Annotated in this window: 19 protein-coding genes; 6 read left to right on the top strand and 13 right to left on the bottom strand. The window is 34.8% G+C overall.

The window, feature by feature from the left end:
* Positions 1-21: 21 nt before the first annotated feature.
* Complete coding sequence (gene hemN / locus LBV24_RS09555) at positions 22-1386, top strand: oxygen-independent coproporphyrinogen III oxidase (RefSeq protein WP_224478422.1); 1365 nt, start codon at positions 22-24, stop codon at positions 1384-1386.
* 10 nt (positions 1387-1396) lie between these two features.
* Entirely contained in the window at positions 1397-2230 is an 834-nt protein-coding gene (locus LBV24_RS09550; RefSeq protein WP_224478421.1) for a universal stress protein, read from the top strand.
* A 119-nt stretch (positions 2231-2349) separates the two neighbouring features.
* Here LBV24_RS09550 and LBV24_RS09545 read toward each other — a convergent pair whose 3' ends face one another.
* From LBV24_RS09545 to LBV24_RS09510, 8 genes are all read right to left on the bottom strand, one after another.
* Complete coding sequence (locus LBV24_RS09545; protein WP_224478420.1) at positions 2350-3051, bottom strand: sulfite exporter TauE/SafE family protein; 702 nt, start codon at positions 3049-3051, stop codon at positions 2350-2352.
* A 1-nt stretch (position 3052) separates the two neighbouring features.
* Positions 3053-3499: a FixH family protein gene (locus LBV24_RS09540; protein WP_224478419.1), complete on the bottom strand. Its 447-nt coding sequence runs from the start codon at positions 3497-3499 to the stop codon at positions 3053-3055.
* 8 nt (positions 3500-3507) lie between these two features.
* Positions 3508-4932 carry a cytochrome c oxidase accessory protein CcoG gene (gene ccoG / locus LBV24_RS09535; protein WP_224478418.1) on the bottom strand — a complete coding sequence of 475 codons (1425 nt, stop codon included), beginning with the start codon at positions 4930-4932 and terminating at the stop codon, positions 3508-3510.
* 21 nt (positions 4933-4953) lie between these two features.
* On the bottom strand, positions 4954-5931 hold the full coding sequence (locus LBV24_RS09530; protein WP_224478417.1) for a cbb3-type cytochrome c oxidase N-terminal domain-containing protein: 978 nt from the start codon (positions 5929-5931) through the stop codon (positions 4954-4956).
* On the bottom strand, positions 5928-6116 hold the full coding sequence (locus LBV24_RS09525; protein WP_224478416.1) for a CcoQ/FixQ family Cbb3-type cytochrome c oxidase assembly chaperone: 189 nt from the start codon (positions 6114-6116) through the stop codon (positions 5928-5930). Before LBV24_RS09525 ends, LBV24_RS09530 begins: the two co-directional genes overlap by 4 nt.
* Before the next feature lie 6 nt (positions 6117-6122).
* Positions 6123-8318 carry a cytochrome-c oxidase, cbb3-type subunit I gene (gene ccoN / locus LBV24_RS09520; RefSeq protein WP_224478415.1) on the bottom strand — a complete coding sequence of 732 codons (2196 nt, stop codon included), beginning with the start codon at positions 8316-8318 and terminating at the stop codon, positions 6123-6125.
* Between the two features lie 10 nt (positions 8319-8328).
* The gene (gene ccoS / locus LBV24_RS09515; RefSeq protein WP_224478414.1) at positions 8329-8514 is read right to left on the bottom strand and encodes a cbb3-type cytochrome oxidase assembly protein CcoS; all 186 of its coding nucleotides are present in this window, start codon (positions 8512-8514) and stop codon (positions 8329-8331) included.
* 74 nt (positions 8515-8588) lie between these two features.
* Positions 8589-10964: a heavy metal translocating P-type ATPase gene (locus tag LBV24_RS09510; protein ID WP_224478413.1), complete on the bottom strand. Its 2376-nt coding sequence runs from the start codon at positions 10962-10964 to the stop codon at positions 8589-8591.
* A gap of 110 nt (positions 10965-11074) precedes the next feature.
* Here LBV24_RS09510 and LBV24_RS09505 point away from each other — a divergent pair, with 110 nt between their 5' ends.
* Positions 11075-11752 carry a Crp/Fnr family transcriptional regulator gene (locus LBV24_RS09505; RefSeq protein ID WP_224478412.1) on the top strand — a complete coding sequence of 226 codons (678 nt, stop codon included), beginning with the start codon at positions 11075-11077 and terminating at the stop codon, positions 11750-11752.
* A 21-nt stretch (positions 11753-11773) separates the two neighbouring features.
* On the top strand, positions 11774-12928 hold the full coding sequence (locus tag LBV24_RS09500) for an alpha-hydroxy acid oxidase (protein WP_224478411.1): 1155 nt from the start codon (positions 11774-11776) through the stop codon (positions 12926-12928).
* A 101-nt stretch (positions 12929-13029) separates the two neighbouring features.
* Here the strand turns inward: LBV24_RS09500 and LBV24_RS09495 are convergent, their stop codons facing one another.
* A complete protein-coding gene (locus tag LBV24_RS09495) occupies positions 13030-16245 on the bottom strand; it encodes a VPS10 domain-containing protein (RefSeq protein WP_224478410.1) in 3216 nt (1071 codons plus the stop codon).
* Between the two features lie 109 nt (positions 16246-16354).
* Between LBV24_RS09495 and LBV24_RS09490 the strand changes: the two genes are divergently transcribed.
* Complete coding sequence (locus tag LBV24_RS09490; RefSeq protein ID WP_224478409.1) at positions 16355-17497, top strand: vWA domain-containing protein; 1143 nt, start codon at positions 16355-16357, stop codon at positions 17495-17497.
* A gap of 1 nt (position 17498) precedes the next feature.
* Positions 17499-18962: a MoxR family ATPase gene (locus LBV24_RS09485; RefSeq protein WP_224478408.1), complete on the top strand. Its 1464-nt coding sequence runs from the start codon at positions 17499-17501 to the stop codon at positions 18960-18962.
* 2 nt (positions 18963-18964) lie between these two features.
* Here the strand turns inward: LBV24_RS09485 and LBV24_RS09480 are convergent, their stop codons facing one another.
* The 4 genes from LBV24_RS09480 to LBV24_RS09465 all read right to left on the bottom strand — a co-directional run bounded on the left by LBV24_RS09480 (position 18965) and on the right by LBV24_RS09465 (position 23753).
* Complete coding sequence (locus tag LBV24_RS09480) at positions 18965-19543, bottom strand: YdeI/OmpD-associated family protein (RefSeq protein WP_224478407.1); 579 nt, start codon at positions 19541-19543, stop codon at positions 18965-18967.
* The gene (locus tag LBV24_RS09475) at positions 19543-21177 is read right to left on the bottom strand and encodes a M1 family metallopeptidase (RefSeq protein WP_224478406.1); all 1635 of its coding nucleotides are present in this window, start codon (positions 21175-21177) and stop codon (positions 19543-19545) included. The genes LBV24_RS09480 and LBV24_RS09475 overlap by 1 nt, the downstream gene beginning before the upstream one ends.
* Positions 21177-22523 (bottom strand): M28 family peptidase, encoded by a 1347-nt coding sequence (locus LBV24_RS09470; protein WP_224478405.1) that lies wholly within the window; start codon positions 22521-22523, stop codon positions 21177-21179. The genes LBV24_RS09475 and LBV24_RS09470 overlap by 1 nt, the downstream gene beginning before the upstream one ends.
* Before the next feature lie 75 nt (positions 22524-22598).
* Positions 22599-23753 carry a DUF6265 family protein gene (locus tag LBV24_RS09465; RefSeq protein ID WP_224478404.1) on the bottom strand — a complete coding sequence of 385 codons (1155 nt, stop codon included), beginning with the start codon at positions 23751-23753 and terminating at the stop codon, positions 22599-22601.
* Positions 23754-23802: the final 49 nt, after the last annotated feature.

Here is a 23802-nt window from a genome sequence, read left to right as displayed (position 1 = left end):
TTTGATTAAGAATGATTAGGTATGTGCATATCCTTAGTTAATAAATACAACGTGGCAGGACCACGATATACAAGTTATCCAACTGTTCCGTATTGGGACAATACCACATTTTCATTACAGGCATGGAAACAATCTTTGAAACAATCCTTTGATGAAAGTAACGAACTAGAAGGGATAAGTTTGTACTTGCACTTGCCATTTTGTGAAAGTTTGTGCACATTTTGTGGTTGTCATAAGCATATTACAAAGCGTCATGAGGTTGAAGAACCTTATATAAAAGCATTAATGAAAGAATGGGATTTATATCGCGAAGTATTGGGATATAAACCAAAAATTAAAGAACTGCACTTAGGTGGTGGTACTCCAACATTTTTCTCTCCAGAAAATTTAAATAGATTATTAACTGGGATTATTAAAGTGTCTGAGGTTGCTCGTGATTATGAGTTTAGCTTTGAAGGGCATCCCAACAATACAACAAGAGAACATTTACAAGTTTTATTTGAACTTGGTTTTAGACGCGTAAGTTTTGGTGTGCAAGATTATAATCTTAAGGTTCAAAAAGCAATTAATCGTGTTCAACCGTTTGAAAATGTAAAACGTGTTACTGAAATGGCTAGGGAAATAGGCTATACTTCTATTGGTCATGATATAATTTTTGGCTTACCGTTTCAAACAGAAAAAGATGTTATTGAGACTATTAATAAAACTCAATCCTTAATGCCAGACCGTATTGCATTTTACAGCTATGCACATGTACCATGGATAAAAGGAAATGGCCAGCGAGGTTTTAACGATGCTGATTTGCCAAGTGGTTCCTCTAAGCGTCAACAATATGAAACGGGTAAGGACCTTTTAGAAAAGGTTGGATATGTTGAAATAGGAATGGATCATTTTGCTCTTAAGAGTGACTCACTTTATAAGGCTATGGAACAGGAATCCTTGCATAGAAACTTTATGGGATATACAACCTCCAAGACCAAAACAATGATAGGTTTGGGCGTGTCTTCTATAAGTGATAGTTGGTATGGATTTGCACAAAACACAAAGTCATTTGAAGAGTATTATAAATTGGTTGATGAAGGTATTTTACCAGTTTATAGAGGACATATTTTAAATACTGAAGACTTAATCATTAGAAGGCACATACTTAACCTAATGTGTCATTTTAAGACTTCCTGGTTAGATACTAAAATGATGTTTAGTCAATTACCTGAAGTGCTTATAAAACTTAAAGAATTTGAATTAGACGGATTATTGGAGTTTGAAAGAAAACAAGTAACCGTGACTGAAAAAGGGAAACCTTTTATTAGAAATATATGTATGGCTTTTGACCTGTTATTACAACGAAAAAAGCCTGATACTCAATTATTTTCAATGACCGTATAAAACAGAAACAATGAAACGAATAATAGTACCAATTGATTTTTCGGAGCAATCAGAATTTGCTCTTGAAGCAGCGGCCAATTTAGCTCAAAAATATGGTTCTGAACTTATAGTATTACATATGTTAGAGTTATCTAATGCCATACTTACTACAAATGGAACTGCTATTAATGATGAGGCCGTTTTCTATTTAAAATTAGCAGAACAGAAATTTGAGGCATTTTTAGATAAGCCATACCTAGAAGGAGTAAAAGTTACACCGATAGTAAAACATTTTAAAGTTTTTAGCGAGGTTAATGAAGTTGCAAATGAACACCAGGCGAATCTTATCGTTATGGGATCTCATGGTGCTAGTGGTGTAAAGGAAGCTTTAATAGGTTCTAATACAGAAAAAGTAGTCCGTAATTCTGATATACCAGTTTTGGTTATTAAGCACAATCCAATATTGTTAGATTTTGAAAATGCAGTCTTTGCTAGCGATTTTTCTGATGATGCTGTAAAACCATATTTAAATGCTAAAGTTACATTTGACAAACTTGGTGCGAAGATGCATTTGGTTTATGTTAATTCACCTGATGGTAATTTTAGAAGTTCAGCTGAAATAGATAAGAGAGTATCACTTTTCCTAAAAAAAGCAGATGGAGATCTTTCAAATATTAGTAAGGTGAATGTAGTTTCAGATTATTCAATTGAGAAAGGCATTTTAAACTTTGCCAGTATTATCGGTGCAGATTTAATTGCTGTTGCAACACATGGTAGAAAAGGTTTAGCACATTTCTTTGAAGGAAGTATTTCAGAAGATATTGCAAATCATAGTACATTACCTGTGATGACATTTAAAATATAGTTTCTTGATGTTTATTAGTTAGTATTGTTTATAAAATGTCAAGATAAACGCCAGAGAAATTCTTCTCTGGCGTTTTCGCTTTAAGTAGTAATTTAGTTTTGTTTAGTTAATGCAAAACATCAATGACATTCTATTGCACTTGTTGCCATTTCAACAACTGGAGAAGGAGACACGTATGGAATTCCTAACCCTAAACCTCGAAGAATAAACAATACTCCAATGATTACCACAAATACAGGAATTGCTTTTTGAATACGTTGTTTTACCGTGCTATTTAAAAACTTACCAAGGTAAATGGCTGTGGTCATAAGAGGGATTGTGCCTATACCAAATAATACCATATATAATCCACCTTCTAACAAACTACCAGTTGCAATAGATCCAAATACTGCCATATACACTAGTCCGCAAGGCAAGAAACCATTTAAAAAACCAATGGTTAATAAAGTATCAGGCGATTTTTTCTTTAGGGCTTGGCCTAAATTAGATTTCACTTTAGAAATTGCTCTATGAAGAGGTTTAGATAAGTTATATTTATTAAAAGTCTTGTAGGGTATTAAAACAACTACTATCATTAAAATCCCAATAGCAATAGATAGCTGTTGCTGGATACCAAAGATGTATAAACTTTTACCAACCAATCCAAAGACAAGTCCAATGATGCTATACGCTAATAATCTACCAAGGTGGTACAGACTAATTTGACCCACCTTTCTAAAGGAATTTGATCGGTCTACAGGTAACATAAAGGCAATAGGTCCACACATGCCTACACAGTGTAAACTTCCTAAAAGCCCTAGTATGAGACCTGATAAAAGCATATTAATAGTTTATTTCTTTTTTGTAGAGATAAGGCTTGTTATCGTAAGTCCAATCAATTTTAATGTTCCAACGACCATCCAATAAACGTTTGTCAGGTATGAGCAAATTGTGGTCAGATAATGAAATCGGTATTTCAAAATCTAGTTGTTTATTAGATGGTCTGTATAGGAACACTGTACCTTTAATATTTTCTTTGTTTAGATTTTCTGGAAATGTTATTACAATACCTTGGTCAGTCTTTTTCCAAGTGATATTTGTGATTAAGGTCTTTGCATTTTTTTCTTTGTCTATGTCAGTTTGAAATTCTAACTCTAGTTTATAGTAGTCTTCAACTACCAAATCGTGATCATACTTTTTATCTGTACTCATATTTATCACGAAATACATGATAAAGCTTATGAAACATATAAATGCTATTACAATTGCTGTTCCCCAATTTAATTTCATAGTCTTTCTTAATTAAAGCTTCGAGGACCTAAGAAACTAACCGTTGTAGTTTCAATAAGTTTCTCACCACTATATACATCTATTCTCAATTTCCTTTTGTCACCACCTATATCACTTTGTTTTAATTCTATAAACATGGTTCCTTCCGCTAGTCCTTGTTCTTCAATAGTAATACTTTCTAAGGTTGAAACCATTTTAATTTCGCCCTCTATTCCTCTTAATCTAAAACTGACATCTTCTATTGTTTCACTTGTCTTATTGACTAGTTTATAGGTAAATACATTACTAATAATATTATTTTCCTTGTGCTCATATAGTTGGCCTGGTAACCTTAAAACTCTTGCTTCAACATCATTTCTTAAGGCAAGCATTCCTAGTAATACACCAATTAATATGACTAATACAGCAATGTAACCTTTCATTCGAGCAGTTAACTTAAAAGGAGCCTTCTTTTCAATATTCTCTTCACTTGCATAACGGATAAGGCCTTTGGGTAACTTTATTTTTTCCATTACAGTATCACACTCATCGATACAAGCTGTACAGTTAACACATTCTAACTGTGTACCGTTTCTAATGTCTATTCCTGTAGGGCAAACATGAACGCATTGTAAACAATCGATACAATCACCATGACCTAATTCTTGACGATCCTCGTTCTTTCTGAATTTTTTTCGTCCATTTGGTCCTTCACCACGCTTATGGTCATAGGCTACAATTATTGATTTTGTATCTAGTAAAACACCTTGTAACCTTCCATAAGGACAGGCGATAATGCAGACTTGCTCTCTAAACCAAGCAAATACAAAGTAGAATACACCTGTAAAAATTAGTAGGGGAACAAGGGTTCCCATATGCTCTTTTGGCCCTTCGGTTATATATCTTATTAACTTATCACTACCAATTAAATAAGCTAAGAAAATATTTGATATTAAAAATGAAATAACCAGAAACACAAACCATTTAAAGAGTCGTTTTCTAATTTTTTCAGCATCCCATTTTTGTTTTTGCAGACGCATTTGTTTCTTACGGTCACCATCAATCCAAAACTCTATACGTCTAAATACCATTTCCATAAAAATGGTTTGTGGACATATCCAACCGCAAAAAATCCGACCAAACCCAACTGTAAAGAGTGTAATAAAAATTACACCTATGATCATGGAAATAACAAACAAATGAAAATCTTGTGGCCAAAACGGAAATCCGAAAATATTAAATCGTCTTTCTAATACATTAAACATAAGAAATTGATTACCGTTTATTTTTATAAAAGGTGACGCAAATAAAAAGGCTAGTAAAAAATAGCTTACTATTTTACGTTTTTCATAAAATCGACCAGAAGGTTTTTTCGGAAATATCCAACTGCGTTTACCTTCTTCATCTATGGTTGCAATGGAATCTCTAAAAACTTCATTTGGTGGTGTTTCCATTTTAGGACTTTAAATGCTTTTTTAGTTGTTTGATGCAACGGTTGTAGCTTCTGCAACCTCTTCAGTTGATTCTGCTTCACTTTCAGACGCTTCATCTGTTGCTGAGTCTGTACTTTCTGCAGATTCATCTACCCAAATATCACCTTCAGGATCTTTAGGATTCGCAGGTGTTGTGCCTTGGAATTGAAGCAAATAACTTGAAACCTGTGCTATTTCTAACGGTTTTAAACTTGCTTTCCAAGCGACCATACCCTTTCCATCTCTACCACCTTCTGAAACGGTTTTAAACACATTTTTGATACCACCACCAAGTATCCAATATTCATCTGTTAAATTAGGTCCAATACCACCACCACCATCTGCCATGTGGCAAACAACACAGTTGGCTTCAAATACTTTCTGACCAGCATTTAAATCAGCAGTTTCGGTTAAAATTTCTACCGTATTTATATCTACTAGGTTTTTAGCGGTTTTCTTGTATTCTTCTATAGCACGCTGTGCTTCGGCATATTCAATTTCATATTCAGCAAATTGATCATCAGCATTTAAGACATGATAGCGAACCATATATATTACACCGAAAATTATGGTTGCGTAGAAGCCGTATAACCACCAAGGCGGTAAATTGTTATCAAGCTCTTTGATGCCATCATAGTTATGATCTAATATAATTTCACCTTCTTGTTCAATAGGTTTGGAACCAAGTAATTTTTGATAGGTATCTTTAACCCATACTGTTAATTTAGAAGGCTCTGCGCGTTTAGAATCATATCTTGCTTTTGCCTCTTCATCTAAACTTTGATACAAAATATTGTCCATTGAACCCACTATACCCTCAATGGCTAAAAGGATAAGTAGCACTAATAATAAGAATAGCATTATTATTGGCTGTTCCATAAATGCTGGTTGATCACCAGAATCTACGAAGTATTCTACAAGTCCTACAATGATGAAAAACACCACTGGAACTCTTATGAATGATGGAATTAAATGTCTCATGATATTGTATCGTTTTGATGGTTTTCTAATGGTAAATTACTGACTGTTTTTATGTATTCTTTTTTTGCAGTAAATACCCAATAGAATAAGACTACAAAGAATATAAAGAATATAAGGAGCGATATAATCGGGTAAATTTCTATACCAGTTATACTTTCCATATGGTTTTTTACAAATTTTAGCATGATCGTTTAGTTTTGAGCGGTTTTGTTAATCATATCCTTGACTTTAATGTCAGTTCCTAAGCGCTGTAGATAAGCAATCATTGCTACTATTTCTCTATTACGCATTTCTACAAATCCTTCACCTGCGGAAGCCTTATCTGCTTCATATGCTTTTACAAAGTCTGGATCAGCATATAAGTTCTTTTCAATCTCAGTTCCTTGTTCTAACATAGCTTGTTGCGCATTGGCAATTTCTTCATCCGTGTAAGGAACACCAAGACTCACCATAGCTTCCATTTTTTTCTCTGTCATGGATTTGTCTAGCTCATTTCTAATTAACCATTGATATGCAGGCATAATGGAACCACTCGACGTACTTTGTGGGTCGTACATATGGTTAAAGTGCCAGTTATCTGAGTACTTGCCACCAACTCTATGTAAGTCTGGTCCTGTACGTTTACTTCCCCAAAGGAATGGGTGATCATAAACAAATTCTCCAGCCTTAGAGTATTCACCACCATATCTTTCAACCTCACTTCTAAATGGTCTTACCATTTGTGAGTGACATCCAACACAACCTTCACGTATATATAAATCTCTACCTTCTAGTTCTAAAGGAGTGTATGGTTTTACACTACTAATAGTAGGTATATTAGATTTTACAACTATTGTTGGTACAATTTGTACTATACCACCAATTAAAATTGCGATAGTAGCATAAATAGTAAGCAATACTGGTTTACGCTCTAACCAAGTGTGCCAGCCTTCTCCTGCAACTCTACTTTTTGAAACACGTTGTAGTGCTGGTGCTTCGGCAAGCTCGTCCGTAACTTTATTACCAGATCTTACAACTGTTATAATTACGTTGTATACTAAGATTAACATACCTGTGATATATAATGTACCACCAATGGCACGCATCCAATACATTGGAATAATTTCAGTTACAGTCTCTAAGAAGTTACCATAAACTAATGTTCCATCAGGGTTAAACTGTTTCCACATACTTGCTTGTGTGAATCCAGCAACATACATTGGTAATGCATAAAGTATGATACCTAATGTGCCAATCCAGAAATGCAGATTAGCTAATCCAACAGAATGCAGTTTGGTTTTAAATAATCTTGGTATTAACCAATATATCATACCAAATGCCAAGAATCCATTCCATGCAAGTGCACCAACGTGTACGTGAGCGATAATCCAATCGGTAAAGTGAGCAATGGCATTTACATTTTTTAGTGATAACATTGGTCCTTCAAAGGTTGCCATACCATAACCAGTTATAGCTACAACCATGAATTTAAGAACAGGATCTGTACGAACCTTATCCCAGGCACCTCTCAATGTCAATAATCCATTAATCATACCACCCCAAGAAGGCGCAATTAGCATAACGGAAAATGCAACACCTAAATGTTGTGCCCATTCTGGTAAAGCTGTATATAATAAATGGTGAGGTCCTGCCCAGATGTAAATGAAAATTAAGGACCAGAAGTGAACAATAGAAAGTCTATAAGAATAAACAGGTCTATTTGCAGCTTTAGGTACAAAGTAATACATCAATCCTAGGAACGGTGTTGTAAGGAAAAATGCTACCGCATTATGTCCATACCACCATTGTACCAGTGCATCTTGCACACCAGCGTATACTGAATAACTCTTTAATGCACTAACAGGTAATTCTAAACTATTAAAAATATGGAGTACCGCAACGGTTACGAACGTGGCTAAATAAAACCAAATAGCAACGTATAAATGACGTTGACGACGTTTTAATATTGTACCGATCATGTTTACACCAAATGCAACCCAAATTAAAGCGATGGCAATATCAAATGGCCACTCTAATTCAGCATATTCTTTAGATGTTGTGATACCTAACGGCAATGTAATTGCTGCGCCGACAATTAGTAATTGCCATGCCCAGAAATTAAAATTACTTAATAAATCACTGAACATTCTGGCCTTCAATAGACGCTGCAGTGAATAATAAACACCAGCGAAAATTGCGTTACCTACAAAGGCAAAAATCACTGCATTAGTGTGTAACGGTCTTAGGCGTCCAAAACTTAGCCAAGAAATACCGTCGGTCATGTTTGGGAATAAAAACATAAAGGCCAATATTAGGCCAACAAGCATCCCAACAACTCCCCAAAGTATGGTGGCGTAAAGGAATTTTTTAACGATTTTGTTATCGTAGTAAAATTGTTGCATTTCCATATTTAATAAATTAGTCAGTTTTTGATTTTATTGAATCTTTAGATTTTCCTTTTACGAGTTCATCTTCAAACAGCATACGCACTGATGGCGTATAACTATCATCATATTGGCCTGATTTTACAGCCAATAAAAAAACGACAAAGAAGGCAATGCCAACAATGACGCTTACTGTTAAAACAATATATATAACACTCATACCTGTTTGAAGTTATGGTTCAAAAATAATTTCATACTTTTTTTAAAAACATGACATTTATCATATCACGTAATTTATTTTAAGTTTCTTCCTAACAAATTGGTACAGACAGTCGTAAATACTACTATGCTTATAGAACTTAAAGGCATTAAAATGGCAGCAACTACAGGTGCCAATTGACCTGTAACTGCAAAATATAATCCAATGACATTATAGATGAATGACAATACAAAACTCCATTTGATGATTTTAATGGCGGATTGTGATGCTTTGATATAATCAAATAGGCAATTTAATTTTGAAGCATCTAAAATCGCATCACATGCTGGTGAAAAAACATTGACATCCTCTGATATTGCGATACCAACATTACTTTGGGCCAAAGCACCTGCATCATTTAAACCATCACCGATCATTAGTACTTTTGCTCCTTCATTTTGGTGGTAGTTAATATAATCTAGTTTATCATCAGGTTTTTGATTAAAAATCAACTTGGTTTTTGATGGTAATAATTTCTTTAAATTCTCGCGTTCACCTTCATTGTCACCAGAAAGAATAACTAAATCAAATTCTTTTTTTAGAAGGTTGAATAATTTTGAAACACCCTTTCTATAGCTATTGTAAAAGGTGTATTTTCCTTTATATACATTATTGCTACTTATGTGTACCGTCGTATTCAACGAAGAAGCAGGTTCAGTCTTTCCAACAAAACTAGCAGAGCCAATTTTCAAATTGATGTCCTTGTGGTTGGCCTCAATTCCTTTGCCAACATGTTCTTCAAAATTGTCTAATGTAACAATATTGTGTTCGTCTAATAGATTGTATAGGGTTCTACTAAGGGGATGATTTGATCCCCTTAAAGAATTCTTTAATACCAAGTTTTCATTTTGGGAAAGTGTTAACCCGTCATAAACAGCATTACTACTTTTATTTGAGGTAATAGTACCGGTCTTATCGAATATTATGGTATTTATTTGGGCAAGTTGCTCTAAGACACTTGCATTCTTAATATAAAACTTAAGTTTACCAAATATCCTCAATAGATTACCAAATGTGAATGGAGCAGAAAGTGCTATCGCACACGGACATGCAATAATTAAAACAGCCGTAAATACATTCATGGCCTTACTTGGTTCTGTAAACAACCAAAAACTGGTTGCAATAACAGCGATGGAAAGAATTGTTATCGTAAAATGTTTACTTATTGTATTAGTAATGTTTGTAAACTGATCTTCTTTATTTTTACTAAAGATATCATTGCTCCAAAGTTGAGTTAGATAACTCTGTTCAACCGATTTAACGGCTTCAAGTTCTATAACTCCTGAAGTTTGTTTGCCACCAGCAAATAATTTATCACCTGATTGCTTGCTTATGGTTTGAGATTCACCAGAAACGAAGCTATAATCAATTTTGGCATTACCCTTAATCAATATAGCATCAACAGGTATGAGTTCTTCATTTCTTATTAATAACCTATCACCTTTTTTAATATCATATACCTGTATTGATGTTTCGTTACCACTACTGTCAATTTTGGTAATGGCAATTGGGAAATACGACTTGTAATCGCGTTCAAATGAAAGAAAATCATAGGTCTTTTGTTGAAAAAATTTGCCAACTAATAAAAAGAAAACCAACCCAGCCAGACTATCGAAAAACCCAGAACCCAAGTCAAAGGCAATTTCAATGGTACTTCTTAAAAAGAGTACCGTAATACCTAAGGCAATTGGAACATCTATGTTAAGTAGTTTTGCCTTAAGACCTTTATAAGCTGAAACAAAATAATCTTGAGCAGAATAAAACACAACTGGTACGGCAAGTGCAAACATTAACCATCTAAACATATGTTTGTATTGCTCTAACCAAAACTCATTGATTTCAAAATACTCAGGAAAGGATAAAAACATGATGTTGCCAAATCCAAAACCAGCTACACCCAGCTTATAGATTAGTGTTCTATTGATATGGCTTTTACCAGAGCTAAAATCATCAAGACTAATGTATGGTTCATAACCAATTGAACTCAATAGCAAAACAATTTCCTTAAGATTTGAAGCAATAGAATTATAGGTAATTCTAACTGTTTTCTTTCCGAAGTTTACTTGAGAATCAGAGATGTTTTCATTGAGTTTGTTTAGGTTTTCAAGAATCCAAATACAAGAACTACAGTGGATATGTGGAATATAAAGTGTAGCAATTTCTAAAGTATCACTTCTAAAATCTGTAAGTTTTTCAATGATGTTTTCTTGTGATAAGAAATCGTATTTGCCTTCTATTTCCTTAGGAATAGCGCCAGGAGAATTTCCCATATCATAATAACAAGTCAACTCATTCTCGTTAAAAATCTCAAATACAGTTTTACAACCGTTACAACAGAATGATTTATTTTGAAAAGAAATTGGGTGACTACCACAATCATCACCACAATGAAAACAGGAGTTATTTACCATTTAAAATTTGCTCAATTATACCTGTAACAAAAGTGGCATTATAATAATACTTAAAATATGATATTTGTCATGTAATTCTTATATTTGATATCGTCACAAAATCAATTGGTATGAGTAAATGTGAATCTTGTATTGTTAAGGAATTTAATTCTTTAAAATCCTTGACAAGAGAGGAGCTAATGAGAGTATCGGCCTGTAAAACTGGTAAAATCTACAAGAAGGGTCAAGTTATTTTTGAAGAAGGAGAGACCTTAAATGGTGTTTACTGTGTTAAAGATGGTGTATGTAAACTAACTAAGCTTAGCGAAAACGGAAAGGATCAAGTTGTTAAACTTGTGGTGAAAGGAGGTTTATTGGGTAAACGATCTTTGGTTACTGAGCAGAAAACCAATTTGAGTGCTGTTGCACTTAATGATATGGAAATGTGTTTTATTCCAAAAAGTGAGATCATGGCAGACTTAGCCAAGAATCCAAAATTCACAATGGATGTTTTAAAGAAAATGGCTAACGACTTAAAAGATTCTGATATTTCATTAGTAAATATGGCTCAGAAATCAGTAAAGCGTAGAATGGCCGAAATATTAATGTACATACATGATAATTTCGGAACCGATGCTGACGATTATTTAAATATTGTAATATCTCGAGAGGACTATGCAAGCATAGTAGGTACAGCAACAGAGTCAGCCATTAGAATCTTATCACAATTTAAAAAGGAAGGTCTTATTTCCACAAAAGGAAAACAGATAAAAATTGAAGACTATGGAAGTCTTAAATGGATAGAATAAATCTATCCTTAATTAGCTTTCATGAAGTATCGCAAATACCAAACAGAGTATTCAAATCAATTTCCTGCGATTCAGGATTTGGCCAAAAAAGCGAAGAAACGTATACCACATGTAGCTTGGGAGTATTTAGAATCTGGAACAGGTGATGAAGCTTTACTAGAACGCAATAGGCTAGCCTTTCAAAACATTCAATTCACACCCCAATTCTGTAAGGGTCATATAGAGGCTGACATAAGCACTAAGCTTTTTGATAAAGTTTATCCTAGTCCTATTGGTATTTCTCCAGTCGGTTTAACAGGTTTAATTTGGCCAGAAGCAGAAGTAATACTTGCTAAATCTGCAAAACGACTTCAAATGCCATTTTGCCTAAGCACTGTTGCGACTGAAACACCTGAACGTGTTGGTCCAATCGTTGGTCGACAAGGTTGGTTTCAATTATATCCGCCAAAATCTTTAGACTTGGCTTTTGCATTATTAGACAGAGCTAAGAATTCAGGATTTCACACTCTCGTAGTCACAGCAGATGTGCCAATGGCAAGTAGGCGAGAACGCACTAAACGAGCTGGTATGAGTATGCCACCTAAAATTACGCCAGGTCTAATTTGGGATGGAATAAAGCATCCAAAATGGAGTTATAACACCCTTAAAAGAGGGTTGCCAAGACTTCGTACAATTCAAGATTATTCTGAGCAAACCGATTTTAAATTTGTTAGTGGATTTGTGGGAAATCGATTAGGAGGTACTCTAGATTGGGATTACTGTAATGCTATAAAAGACTATTGGGATGGGCCAGTTTTAATAAAGGGGATTTTGCACCCAAAAGATGCTGAGAAAGCTATTGAAATTGGTCTGGATGGAATTTGGATGTCAAATCATGGTGGACGTCAATTTAATGGTGCACCAGCTTCCATTGAAGCATTGCCAGATATTACAAATATTGTAAATAAGAGAGTGCCAATTCTTTTCGATAGTGGTATCCGCACTGGGTTAGATGTGATGCGCGCCATTTATCTAGGTGCTGATTTCGTTATGCTTGGACGTCCATTTTTGTACGGTGTTGCAGCATTAAATAAGTATGGCCCTGACCATGTAGCTCATATTATTAATGATGATTTAAAGAATAATATGGTACAATTAGGTGTAAGTAACATAGATGAACTAAAGGCCTTAAGATAGTTGTATGTCCTTTTGAAACTAGTTGATAATACCCATAAAAAAACTGTCCATAATACATTATTGGATGATTTTGGACAGCTTTTTAATTAATGATAATTATTCTAATCTATTCCAAACTGTTTAATATCTTTAAAAGGGTCCATTTTTACTTGCAACATTTTTTCTTGATAGCTTTTCCAATCCGTATTGAAGAAATTATTAGTTTCTCCAAACAACTTATCTAAAGCATCTTTTGCATGTTTAATCAATGCAGTTTCTGTAGAAGTTAATCCATTTTGGCTATTAAATACATAGCTGGCAGCTGTTCTTAGTCTTTGAAGAGGTGTTACTTCAGGATTTCTAGTTATACCTTGACGCTTATCTACCTTACCTAAATATTTGTCAATTAAACTGTCAATTGCTTTTACAATCTCTTTTGATTCTTTAATCTGATCTTTAAATCCTTCTTTGTCTAACTTACTTAGATCTTTTTTAAACTTTTCTGCAATGGTTTTACTTTCAGTTAATTGTTTAACAGCATCGGCAGAGGATTTTTGTAGTTTTTCTAGCTCTTTAGCTGCTGCATAGACTTCATCGATATTCTTCTGTGATACTTCTAATCTTGGGTCTGACGCAACTTTTATATTAGATTCAGATGATTGGTCGCCATAATGTAAAACTACTCTGTAAGTTCCTGGTTTTACAACTACACCACCAGGTTCACCGCGTCGTGGTCTAACTCTTCTAGATGGTCTGTCAACACCAGCTTCATCCATATACCAAGTCCATTTTTGAATACCGTTTTCTTTTGGGGCTTTGCGTTTAAGGGTTCTTATTAGTCTGTCACCATCATAGATTTTTAATGTTAACGAATCCCATTTCACTGCTTTCTCTATATCTACTTTTTTATCACTAACATTTCTATCAGCTTTTTTCGCATTATCCTTTATGTCCGACTTCACAGCGTCCTTATTATTGAACATATATGATAGCCTAGCACCACCAGGACGATTTTCGCCTTGATACATTGCATCTGCACCAAAGCGACTACCAGTTGGTTGCTGATAAGCAGCTTGATATGCTATTGGAGTATCAAAAAGTTTGATGTTTGAGTTGATTACAGATGGGTTTTTAGCCATTTCTCTTAATGGTCTAATATCATCCAAAACCCATGCGGCTCGACCGAATGTGCCAATTACCAAATCATGTTCACGAGGGTGAATTACTAAATCCTTTACTGAGGTTGTTGGGAATCCTTCTGTCCATTTAGTCCATTTATCACCTGCATCAATAGAAACATAAAGTCCATCATCAGTACCTAAGAACATGAGATTTGGATTTTCTAAGTCTTCAACTATAGCCAAAGTATAGCTCTGAACATCATTCTCATCTACAATACGCTCCCAAGTTTTACCATAGTTTTTGGTTCTATAGGCATATGGTGTATAATTAAAGCGTCTGTAGTCATTGGCAATTAAAAGTGCTTCTCCTTTATTTTTATTAGAAGCTTTTATTTGTGCAACCCAACTTCCTTGAGGTAAACCTTTTATGTTTTTCGTAACCTCTATCCACTGTGTTCCTCCATCTGTTGTGTAATGAACACGTCCATCGTCCGTTCCTGCCCAAAGCATATCCTTTTCAACAGGTGAGGGTTCTATTACTAAAATAGTAGTATGGTTTTCAGCGCCAGTAGCATCCATCGTCAAACCACCACTTTCTGATTGTTTTTGTTTTTCAGGATCATTAGTTGATAGGTCAGGAGAAATTATGGTCCATGTCTCACCCTTGTCTGTTGATTTATGTACAAATTGACTTCCAAAGTATATGGTGCTATTATCAAAAGGATCAATATTTATTGCAGAGTTCCAGTTGAACCTCAGCCTAACATCTGGGTCAGGATGTGTTGGTCTTACCGAGTAGTTATTTCCAGTTTGCCAGTCGTATCTACTCACAAACCCTTGTTGGCTCATGGACCATCCAAATCTTGAATCGTCTCTGTCTGGCACTACGTCGAATCCATCGCCAAAACTAATTTCTTGCCAATAGCTATTTCTAATCCCTTGTGCTCGCCAAACATAGGCTGGTCCACGCCAAGATCCATTGTCTTGCATTCCGCCATATACGTTATAAGGATATTCATTGTCCACAGCAATATGATAAAACTGCGCAACAGGTATGTTGCCAATAAAACGCCAGGTTTTACCTCCATCTCTGGTAATATTCATCCCGCCATCGTTTCCGTCTATCATAAAACTTCCATCTTCGGGATGAATCCACCACGCATGGTGATCTGGATGTACACCATTACTCACACCATAGGCTGGCATTAACTGGCTGAAATTTTTACCGCCATCTTCAGAAACATTTACATAGGTGAAAACTGAATAGACTCTGTTTTCATTTTGTGGATCTACATAGATTTCAGAATAGTAAAAAGGTCTATTGCCAATATCATTTTTGTCATTGATTTTCTGCCATTTAAACCCACCATCAACACTTTTGTAAAGTGCATTTTTCTTGGCTTCAACAAGGGCATATACAATATTTGGTTTACCAGGTGCTATGGCCACACCAATTCTTCCTAAATCACCTTCTGGCAGTCCATCCTCATCTGTAATTTTTTTCCAAGTTTTACCACCATCATGAGTCATATGCAACCCAGATCCTTTGCCTCCAGAATTAAAAAACCAAGGGTCACGCTTATGCTCCCACATTGCAACAAATAATTTGTTTGGATTGGTTGGATCCATTACCATATCAGCAACACCAGTTTTGTTATTTGCGAATAAAATTTTATTCCAAGTTTTACCTCCATCGGTAGTTTTAAAAACACCACGCTCAGGATGTTCGCCCCAAGGTGAACCAATGGCGCCAACATAAACAATATCTGGATTTGTAGGGTCCACTATAATTCTATGGATGTGACGTGTTTTCTCTAGACCCATAGCATTCCAAGTTTTACCACCATCAAGGGACTTGTAGACACCATAACCACCATTTAAGGAGTTACGAGGATTTCCTTCTCCTGTACCAACCCAAATAACACTTGGGTTTGATTGCTGAATTTCCACTGCTCCTATTGATGCAGTAAGCTCATTATCAAAAACCGGGTCCCATTTTATGCCTCCAGAGGTAGATTTCCAAAGGCCACCAGAAGCCGTTCCTACATACATTACATCAGGATTGTTATGGACTACATCAATTGCGGTGACACGACCAGACATGCCACCTGGACCAATATTTCTTGGTGCCATATTTTTAAGCATGTCCATTGATAATTCTTGTGCGGTGAGAAGTGTTACGCTTAAGAGCATAACAAGAGAGAAAAGTTTTTTCATTCTAAATTAGGTTAGTTTTTGATAAAATTAAGGAAAAGAAATTTCGTATTTCTAAAAGAGATGTTAATGCTTTCATCAGCGTCTTAAAAAGCAGTATTTTTATACTCATATGAAAGAGAAGTTGAAAAAATCCGGATTTGTTTTTAAGCAATATGAAGCTCCGAATCAGTCTCCATTTGATAAACTTTTTGAGATTTTCAAAGAACTCATAACTTATACTTCAGGTGATTTTGATGAAGCTATTGATTGGTTGCGTCAGTTGGATGAAGAATACAACCTAACAACACCAGATTATACTATCGAAGATTTCATAGAAGATTTAAAAAATAGAGGCTATATACGTGAAGAATTTGATGAGGAAGGTACAGGTGATGGAGATGGGCAGGGCAGATTAACAATTACTGAAAAAACGGAAAGAGCCATACGCAAACAGGCTCTTGAACATATTTTTGGTAAGATAAAACGGAGTGGTTCTGGAAATCATAGGAGTAAAGGCGTTGGAATTGGAGATGAGCATACAGGTGAATTTAGATCCTATCATTTTGGTGATGCCTTAGAAAAAGTGTCAATGACTGAAAGTCTTAGAAATGCTCAAATAAATCATGGCGTTGGTGATTTTAATCTCACTGAAGATGATTTGGTTGTTGAGGAGACTTTGCATAAAAGTCAAATGAGTACTGTACTCATGATTGATATTAGTCATAGTATGATTTTGTATGGTGAAGATAGGATTACACCAGCAAAAAAAGTTGCCATGGCATTATCTGAATTGATAATGACTAGATACCCAAAAGACACTCTAGATATTTTAGTTTTTGGAAATGACGCTTGGCCCATTAAAATTAAGGATTTACCATATCTTAAAGTAGGACCATATCATACTAATACCGTGGCTGGTTTGCAGCTGGCAATGGATATGCTTAGACGTAAGCGTAACACTAACAAACAGATTTTTATGATTACGGATGGCAAACCAAGTTGCTTGCGAATGCCAGATGGACAGTATTATAAAAACAGTAATGGACTTGATCCATACATAACTAATAAATGCTATGCAATGGCTCAACAAGCAAGGCGATTACATATACCAATTACAACATTTATGATTGCTGAAGATCCATACTTGATGAGATTTGTTAGGGAGTTTACCCAAGCGAATAGAGGTAAAGCATTTTATACAGGATTGAAGGGATTGGGCGAAATGATATTTGAAGATTACGAGAACAATAGAAAAAGAAGAATTAAAGGATAATATGAAAAAGATACAGATAAAAACATTAGGAGACCTTAAGAAATCAGGTTATCAAAGTAAATCGATTAAAGATGAATTACGAGATAATTTGATAAAGAATATAAAAGAAAAGAAGTCTACTTTTGAAGGAATACATGGCTATGAGAATACGGTTATACCAGAATTGGAGCGCGCCATCTTGTCTAAACATAATATAAATTTATTAGGACTAAGAGGGCAAGCTAAGACCAGGTTAGCACGTTTGATGGTTAATCTTTTAGATGAATACATTCCTTATGTGGATGGTTCAGAAATACATGATGATCCATTACAACCCATATCTCGTTTTGCAGTCGAGTTAATCAAAGAGAAAGGGGATGACACACCAATCGCCTGGATACATCGAAATGAGCGTTTTGCCGAAAAACTGGCAACTCCAGATGTTACGGTAGCTGACATAATTGGTGATGTAGATCCTATTAAAGCGGCCAATTTAAAATTGAGCTATGCTGATGATCGCGTTATTCATTATGGTATGATACCTCGTGCTAATAGATGTATTTTTGTGATTAATGAATTACCAGATCTACAAGCAAGAATACAAGTAGCACTATTTAATATTTTACAAGAAGGGGATATTCAAATACGTGGTTTCAAGTTGAGGTTACCTTTAGACATGCAGTTTGTTTTTACTGCAAATCCAGAAGATTACACAAATAGAGGAAGTATCGTAACACCATTAAAGGATAGAATCGGTTCTCAAATACTAACGCATTACCCTAATACGACTGAAATAGCAAAGACTATTACAAACCAGGAGTCGCGTTTAGATGATCGTCAAAAATCTACAATTTATGTACCCGAACTTGCCAAGGACCTTATTGAGCAGATAAGTTTTGAAGCTCGAGAAAGTGAGTTTATAGATGTAAAAAGTGGTGTTAGTGCGCGAATGAGTATTACGGCCTTTGAGAATCTGCTCAGTACGGCAGAACGACGTGCTTTAATTTCAGGTGATGAACCTACAACAGTTAGATTATCAGACTTTATTGGAGTTATTCCTGCAATTACGGGTAAGGTTGAACTTGTTTATGAAGGTGAACAAGAAGGTGCGGATTTTGTGGCTCAAAATTTATTGGATAATGCCATTAAAACGTTGTTCCCAAAGTATTTTCCCAAAATTGAAAAACTTCAAAAGCAAGATGAAGAAACACCTTATGATGATTTGATATCTTGGTTCTTTAACGGAGATGGATTTGAACTCTTAGATGATTATGATGATGTAACTTACCAATCTAAATTAGATGAAGTTAAACCTTTAGATAGTTTAATCGCAGATTACCAACCAGACATAGATCCAAAAGATGTTTATTTTGAAAAAGAGTTTATTCTTTGGGGCTTGGTACAATTTAAAAAGTTGAGTAAATATAGATATTCTGAAGGGTTACAGTTTCAAGATCCATATGGAAGTTATATCAGTGGTTTATAATTTCACCAAGTATCTCTGCTCTTAATATTGGCATCACAAAGTTTTATAATCTCGGCTATACGCTTTTGACGTGTAGCTTCACGTTTAGCACTATTGAGCCAAGATAAATAGCTTTTTCTGTAACCTTTAGAAAAGTTTTGATAGTTTTTGAATGCTCTTGGATTAGCATCAAATGCTTTTTGCAATTCAGGTGGAATAACACCGTTTTCAACATCGTCCATAGCAGTCCAAGTTCCTGTAGTTTTAGCTAATTCTATCACTTTCCATCCTGGTTCTTGGATTAAACCAGCTACTTCAAGTTCTACAATATATTTTTTGTTCAATGCACTCCAGGTACTTTTAGGATTCCGTGGAGAAAAGTATTGCCTGCGTTTACCATTACCAAGACTTTTTACAGTAGAGTCTATCCAGCCAAAGCAAAGTGCAACTTTTACAGCTTCTTCCCATCGCATTGTTGGAATTCCTGTTTCAAGCTTATAAAAAATGAGATGGACAGCTTTGTGCTTTTTATGATTTAGCTGAAGCCAATCATACCATTCTACATGCCGTTCAAAATATAATTCAGGTATTTCTAAAGACATTATAGCTCTTTAGTGTAAATATAAAAATCTCTATCTACATTGAACTTAGAACTCGTAACTGCTGTAGTTTGCCATTCGGAATTCGGGAATAACCATTGAGATTGTCCATTAAGTTCAATCTGTATAGGCATGTCAAAACCATCTACAATATTGGTGTACCTATATTGCAATTCAGAATTTTCAATTTTATATTCTAATGTTGGTATTCTCACGTCTCTTAAATATTGATTGAAAAATGCCGAAAGATCTTTATCAGTCATTCTACTGATGTAATTCTCCACTTGCAAACTTGAAACAGTTTTATGATAAAACTCTTTATTCAATCCACGTAAGATTTCTCGCCATAAGCCATCATCCTCAATTAATTGGCGCAATGTGTGAAGCATATTGGCGCCTTTATAATACATATCACTTGACCCTTCATTCTTGACGTTATATTGTCCAATAAGCGGTCTGTCATTTTGAATATTAGCTCTTGTCCCTATAACATAGTCTGCTGATGCTTCCTTGCCGTAATAATAGTCTAGAAATAAGTTTTCCGAGTAAGCTGTAAATCCTTCATGAATCCACATATCTGCAGCGTCATTGTAAGTAATGTTATTTGCAAACCATTCATGTCCGGCTTCATGAATTATTATAAAATCGAATTTTAGTCCCCAGCCAGTTCCTGACAGATCGTTACCTAAATATCCCTTTTTGTATTGATTACCATAAGTAACAGAACTTTGATGCTCCATACCTAAATAAGGGACTTCAACCAGTTTAAAACTATCCTCATAAAATGGGTAAGGACCAAACCAATGTTCAAAAGCCTTCATCATTTTTGGAGCATCCTTAAAATGTTCTTTCGCTATTTCTAGATTATCGGATAATACCCAGTAATCCATATCTAATGCTCCTTTTTCGCCATTATACGTTTCTGAAAAGTGTGTGTAGTCACCTATATTAATGTTGACACCATAATTATTAATAGGATTGCTCACAAACCAATGTGATGTTACTGTGTTATCATCATTTTCTTCAAGATTGCGAAGTCTACCATTAGAAACATTTGTTAAATCCTTTGGGTTGGTGACACTGATTAACATACTGTCTGGTTCATCATACATATGATCTTTATTTGGCCACCATACACTTGCACCTAATCCTTGGCAAGATGTGGCAACAAAATGTTTGCCATTTTCATCCTTTTTCCAAGATAAACCACCATCCCAAGGTGCACGTTTAGCTTCTCTTGGATGACCTTTATAATACACGGTTAAGGAATTTATGGTATTGACTTCTTGCTGGTCAACGAGATTAATAAAATGTGCATTAACTTCAGATGTAAAGGATAATTCTTTTCCATTCTGAATCACTTTTTCAATCTGCAATGGAGGTTGTAAGTCTATTTGAATCCTATTGTGAGGTTTAAGTACTTTATACTGAACTGTATTCTTACCCGAAATAAACTTTTGGTCTGGCTTAACTTCAATATCTAAATGATAATATGTGAGATCCCACCACTCACGTTCTGGAGTGATACTACCACGTAATGAGTCTTGTCTTGTAAAGTTGTTCTTTTCTTGAAGTAGTTGAGCAAAGCTTACTGAGAGGCATAATAAGAAAATTGCTGTTATGGCTATTTTTTTCATTATCTAAAAATTTTGTTTGGGAATACCACCAAACTTTCATGTCCGTTTGCACCAACTGCAGATATTCCGAAAAAATAATTATCAATTACTATACCTTCTAATGTGAATTCTGAAATATCGCCAACGTACCTACTATTATCCCAAGTAGGGGAAGTGGTATCTCTCCAATAAATTTTATAGCCTTTAGCACCTTCAACTTTATTCCATTTAAATTTAGCTGAGGCTTCAACGATACCTCCAATTCCTACTTCTTTTGGTGATGGAGGAGCAGAAGCAAGGCTGGCCATGGTTATGGCATTAACAGCTGTTAATTTTTTACAATATGGAAAATTTACATGTTCAAAAGTATCACCATAATTAATTCCATTTTCTGTTCTTATATCTTGGTGCTGTTGGGTATAATTTTCATGGGCTTCCATAATACGAATACCAGCAAAACCTTGATCATTAAATGGCCTGTGGTGACCACCACGTCCAAATCTGTCTAGGCGATATACCATCATTGGATTCATTTCAGGCATATAGGTTTTAGTCGTTTTATGAACATAACGAGCCAACTGCCTTGATATTCCGTCTACTTCACCACCATAAAAACGTCTACTTCTTGCTTGTCTAGCTAATGTTTTTGGGTCGGTTATGTCTGTTGTAATAGGCTCTGAAAAAATTCTGAATGTTCTATTGTCAACTACGCCATCAACACCAGTAATGTTACCTATCATATCATTATTTAACACACCAATAATTTCCCATTCATTTTCCTTAGCATATTTTGCTAAACCTTGACCTCCAAATAACCCTTGCTCTTCTCCAGAGAGTCCAACATAAATAATACTATTTTCAAATTTATATTTAGAAAGAACCCTTGCAGCCTCCATGGCACCAGCCATTCCAGTCGCGTTGTCATTTGCTCCTGGAGAATCTGTGGTATAATCAGTTGGGTCAGAAACTCTAGAATCTATATCCCCACTCATGATAATATACCTATTTGGATATTTTGTTCCTCGTTGTATTGCAACTACGTTGACCACCATTACATCTTTTACAATGCGTTGGTTTGTCCCTTTTTCAACCAAATCCTTTTGATAAAAAACTTCTAAGCAATCGTTACAGTTACTAGAAATTTTATCAAACTCTGATTTAATCCAACGTCTTGCAGCACCAATACCTCTTGTCTCAGAAAGCGTATCGCTTAAGGTATGTCTAGTCCCAAAATCTGCGAGTTTTTTGACATCATTTCTTAATCTATCTTCTGATACTGCATCAACAATATCATAAATTTTAGGATCTGTTTGTGCTTCAATTGTAATGGAAAAAAGCAATGCTATGGCAATAATGGTTGTTTTCATTGTATTTGTATTGAAATAAAGCTTAAAAATAATTTATTGAAAAATGAGATTGTATAAAAATTTGTTAATACAAACTTAGTTTTTAGAAGATTTAAGTATGAGAGTTCCAAAAATATTGGCATCTATCCAGCCTCTGTTTTTATCATCACCTTCTACATATACCGATCCTATAAAGTTTTCCCTGTTTTTACTGTTATCATTATCACAGTAGGCTAAAGCAAAACCTACATTTTTATTAGTATGTAATTTTACAGGATAATTTTTATCATCATCATTATATGAATCATCATAAAGAGAAACTTTAACCTCCCAAATGGTGGTATTGCCCTCCGTTTTAATTTTTGATTGTACATGTGAGTTATACAGTTTCCCTTCCTTTTTAGTTGACATGTCAACTATATTTCCATCTAATGCAATGTGATAAGCAAAAGCATTATGATTAAATTGATGTTCACCACCACTATTATCTTCATCTATGAATATTTCTAAACAATCATCATCCCACCACGTGGTTAAAGGATCTTCATAAAAATCAACAAGTTTGTCATCTTGAATTTCAGCTAATAAGTAAAGGGCATCCTCAGTCCATGCAAGTTTGTATTTGCCTGAAAAGTCTTTTTCTGAATATGGATTACCAAGCCACCGTTGATCTAATTTGTGCCATTCACTCTTTTTCCAAATTTCTTCATCTGCCTTACCGTCTAATACTGGAGCTGTAGTAGTATGATATACTTCAATCAATTGTTTTATCGGTTTAGAATTTTGAACTGCTTTTTTATAATTAAATGTTATGGTTTCAACTTTACCTTTTTCATTTATATCAACATGAACGTTCATCTCAGAATCACTAATTTTTTCGAATGTCATCCCTTCGAATACGACTTTATTCTCAGTTATCTCCTTTAGAGGAAAGTCTACAGTTTCGTCTTTTGTTTCCCAACCTTTTAGATCTGTTCCAAAATGTTTTAATTGTAGAATAAGGCTGTTTTTAATTTCCCTAATTATTTCAATTTCATAAAATGTAACCTTGCCTTCATTAATTAACTTAAAGGTGGCCATCATTGATCCACCAGATGGTTTACTCCAAATTTCCTCCGTAATACCACCAAAGGCTTCACCATGCCATGTGCCAGAAATCCATGAAATATTTTCTAGAGTTGGTTCAATAGACTTCTGTTGTGCTACTATATTTAAACATATTAGTAGCGAGAATAGGTAAGTGATTTTCATTAAATGATTCTTTTAAGTCTTTATAACTATTATTATCTTTCGTCAAGAT

The organism is Winogradskyella vincentii (genome assembly GCF_020166345.1).
GTDB lineage: Bacteria > Bacteroidota > Bacteroidia > Flavobacteriales > Flavobacteriaceae > Winogradskyella > Winogradskyella vincentii.
Note: the sequence above shows the minus strand (reverse complement) of the source record. Positions and strands in the feature narration are given on the sequence as shown.

Coding starts and splice junctions, on each gene's coding strand:
- hemN (WP_224478422.1), top strand. CDS start 22: ATGTGCATATCCTTAGTTAATAAATACAACGTGGCAGGACCACGATAT.
- LBV24_RS09550 (WP_224478421.1), top strand. CDS start 1,397: ATGAAACGAATAATAGTACCAATTGATTTTTCGGAGCAATCAGAATTT.
- LBV24_RS09545 (WP_224478420.1), bottom strand. CDS start 3,051: ATGCTTTTATCAGGTCTCATACTAGGGCTTTTAGGAAGTTTACACTGT.
- LBV24_RS09540 (WP_224478419.1), bottom strand. CDS start 3,499: ATGAAATTAAATTGGGGAACAGCAATTGTAATAGCATTTATATGTTTC.
- ccoG (WP_224478418.1), bottom strand. CDS start 4,932: ATGGAAACACCACCAAATGAAGTTTTTAGAGATTCCATTGCAACCATA.
- LBV24_RS09530 (WP_224478417.1), bottom strand. CDS start 5,931: ATGAGACATTTAATTCCATCATTCATAAGAGTTCCAGTGGTGTTTTTC.
- LBV24_RS09525 (WP_224478416.1), bottom strand. CDS start 6,116: ATGCTAAAATTTGTAAAAAACCATATGGAAAGTATAACTGGTATAGAA.
- ccoN (WP_224478415.1), bottom strand. CDS start 8,318: ATGGAAATGCAACAATTTTACTACGATAACAAAATCGTTAAAAAATTC.
- ccoS (WP_224478414.1), bottom strand. CDS start 8,514: ATGAGTGTTATATATATTGTTTTAACAGTAAGCGTCATTGTTGGCATT.
- LBV24_RS09510 (WP_224478413.1), bottom strand. CDS start 10,964: ATGGTAAATAACTCCTGTTTTCATTGTGGTGATGATTGTGGTAGTCAC.
- LBV24_RS09505 (WP_224478412.1), top strand. CDS start 11,075: ATGAGTAAATGTGAATCTTGTATTGTTAAGGAATTTAATTCTTTAAAA.
- LBV24_RS09500 (WP_224478411.1), top strand. CDS start 11,774: ATGAAGTATCGCAAATACCAAACAGAGTATTCAAATCAATTTCCTGCG.
- LBV24_RS09495 (WP_224478410.1), bottom strand. CDS start 16,245: ATGAAAAAACTTTTCTCTCTTGTTATGCTCTTAAGCGTAACACTTCTC.
- LBV24_RS09490 (WP_224478409.1), top strand. CDS start 16,355: ATGAAAGAGAAGTTGAAAAAATCCGGATTTGTTTTTAAGCAATATGAA.
- LBV24_RS09485 (WP_224478408.1), top strand. CDS start 17,499: ATGAAAAAGATACAGATAAAAACATTAGGAGACCTTAAGAAATCAGGT.
- LBV24_RS09480 (WP_224478407.1), bottom strand. CDS start 19,543: ATGTCTTTAGAAATACCTGAATTATATTTTGAACGGCATGTAGAATGG.
- LBV24_RS09475 (WP_224478406.1), bottom strand. CDS start 21,177: ATGAAAAAAATAGCCATAACAGCAATTTTCTTATTATGCCTCTCAGTA.
- LBV24_RS09470 (WP_224478405.1), bottom strand. CDS start 22,523: ATGAAAACAACCATTATTGCCATAGCATTGCTTTTTTCCATTACAATT.
- LBV24_RS09465 (WP_224478404.1), bottom strand. CDS start 23,753: ATGAAAATCACTTACCTATTCTCGCTACTAATATGTTTAAATATAGTA.